Raw genomic sequence first — 1,869 nt, 5'->3', positions numbered from 1 at the left:
GGGGTCAGATTACGGTGAAGGTGATGGACGGTTGTCTGGTGCTGATTCCTGACAGTGAGGCCACGCAACAACAGCATCAGCAATACCAGCGACAACAGGCCCAACTGCGGGAGATTAAGCAGCAGATGCGGGCGTTGATAACCGGTTTTGTGGGTTAAGGGGAGAGCATGAGATGACGATAGCGATTGAACATTTACAGGACATTCAGTTAATTCACATTGAAGCGCTGGCCTTAGCCCAACTGGTTAAGCGGCTGTGCTGGGCGGAGATACGGGCCTGTGCCGTGAATGACGAGGAAGCGTATCAGATTAAGGATGCGATCTCTAAGCTCCAATCGGCATTGGCTTACCGTGGGTATTCACCAAGATAGATCATGAGAAGACCGGAAGATCTCGAAGGGTCTTCCGGTTTTGATTCGAATCATTATTGAGTTAAAACATCTAAATCAAAATGTTCTGGTTGGAAACCTCTGCTAACAACAAATTCAAAAAAATCCTCTTTTATTGATTCAATGCTTCCATCCCCTGATGAATCAAAAAAATATACTTCATTTTTATATTGAGTCTTCTCTTTTAAAAAACCGTAATAACCACCAGTTTCATCATCACTAAAAGCAATAAAACCTTGTGGCATTGAGACCATTTCATATTCTTTATTCTTAACAGGTAAATACCACTCACTATTAGGATTAAGAGAGTAAATATTCACGAATGCAAAATATCCGGCATTATAATTATTTGAAAAATAAACATATTCATCTGGTAAAGTTCCTCCTACAAGCAACTCTACTTGTTCTATATCCTCCTTACTTGCCAAATATTCATCTCCTGATAAAAACCAATTTGGTTTGATGCTTTTTACATAATTAACAACTCGTGAGAATTCATGTGTATTCATGTTAGTACCAAAATATTAATCGTAAATTAGATGAGGATATATTTGCTCTGCACCTTGTTCTCTTGCTCTATACCACCAATGTAATTTCCTATCCGCATCTCGCATGGCCGGTGTGACACCCTGATTAAATTTATTTGGATGTAATGCAGTATTGCCTCTATGAACGTTTGGTAAAACTTCATGGATGGCAGAACCTGGCATTTGATGAGCATGATGTAGATCTGGCGAGCCTAAACCTTTAGGTGTTCTTCCATGCAATCCATTAAATATGTCTTGTTTACTCCAGTCTCCAGATATTCTGACGGGCTTATCATTCACTCCATAACCAAAACCCGTTTTTGTATTAGGTTTACTGAAATTAGATGATTCTCTGGCGGCTTTACTTGCTGCGATATTGTCCAGAACACGTTGTTTGATTACTGGGCATGTTGCCAGCCCCAGAGGATCAACCCATCCGGTGGGATTATGGACGTACGAATAGGGATTCAGGCCCCCGTTCAGCCCGAGCGGATCTTCGGCACTATCCCGACGCCATCATACTCTTTAGGCCACTTTTCCCTTTGATTTAGCAGCCTTTTTCTCCGCCGCTTTTTCCCACCCTGTTAAAGAGCATGCCAACTCGCCCCGACGGGCATTTTGCCGATGTTAGCGCATTTTTTCCCCGACGTCAGCACCGGGTTGCGGCCCCGTTTTCCTGCCGGAACCGGGTTTTATCGGGAACCCGCGACGGCGGGGCAGCTTGTCTGCGCCGCTGACGCGGGTTGGCCGGGTGCGGGCCGGCGAGGCCCGCAGGTGAAGCTTTTCTGCGGGGAAGCCCCTGGGGGCTGCACGGGGCGGAGATGGCGAGCACGGGAACGAGCAAGGAGCCTGCGACTGCGAGCCGGGCGCAGCCAGTGCAGCGGGGTTGGGGTGGGGGCAATAAACCGCAGCCAGCTCGCTGGCCTGCTTTCAGGGCTGTTGACCTTAACAGGC

The 1,869-nt window shown here is 46.7% G+C and carries 4 protein-coding genes and 1 pseudogene; 2 read left to right on the top strand and 3 right to left on the bottom strand.

What is annotated here, in order from left to right:
• Window positions 1-172 precede the first annotated feature (172 nt).
• Window positions 173-370 (top strand): hypothetical protein, encoded by a 198-nt coding sequence (locus ACGF5R_RS23855; RefSeq protein ID WP_387693096.1) that lies wholly within the window; start codon window positions 173-175, stop codon window positions 368-370.
• Between the two features lie 53 nt (window positions 371-423).
• Here the strand turns inward: ACGF5R_RS23855 and ACGF5R_RS23850 are convergent, their stop codons facing one another.
• From ACGF5R_RS23850 to ACGF5R_RS23840, 3 genes and pseudogenes are all read right to left on the bottom strand, one after another.
• Entirely contained in the window at window positions 424-897 is a 474-nt protein-coding gene (locus ACGF5R_RS23850) for an SMI1/KNR4 family protein (RefSeq protein WP_112878580.1), read from the bottom strand.
• Between the two features lie 15 nt (window positions 898-912).
• Window positions 913-1,215 carry a hypothetical protein gene (locus ACGF5R_RS23845; RefSeq protein WP_046973707.1) on the bottom strand — a complete coding sequence of 101 codons (303 nt, stop codon included), beginning with the start codon at window positions 1,213-1,215 and terminating at the stop codon, window positions 913-915.
• Window positions 1,216-1,314: 99 nt separating this feature from the next.
• Window positions 1,315-1,410: pseudogene (locus ACGF5R_RS23840) on the bottom strand (RHS repeat-associated core domain-containing protein); the annotation flags it as partial.
• A gap of 98 nt (window positions 1,411-1,508) precedes the next feature.
• Between ACGF5R_RS23840 and ACGF5R_RS23835 the strand changes: the two are divergent.
• Window positions 1,509-1,652 carry a hypothetical protein gene (locus ACGF5R_RS23835; protein WP_387693094.1) on the top strand — a complete coding sequence of 48 codons (144 nt, stop codon included), beginning with the start codon at window positions 1,509-1,511 and terminating at the stop codon, window positions 1,650-1,652.
• Window positions 1,653-1,869 lie beyond the last annotated feature (217 nt).

The organism is Photorhabdus sp. RM71S (genome assembly GCF_042879355.1).
Taxonomy (GTDB): domain Bacteria; phylum Pseudomonadota; class Gammaproteobacteria; order Enterobacterales; family Enterobacteriaceae; genus Photorhabdus; species Photorhabdus kayaii.
The sequence above is the reverse complement of the archived record's forward strand: the minus strand, read 5'-3'. Positions and strand labels throughout refer to the sequence as shown.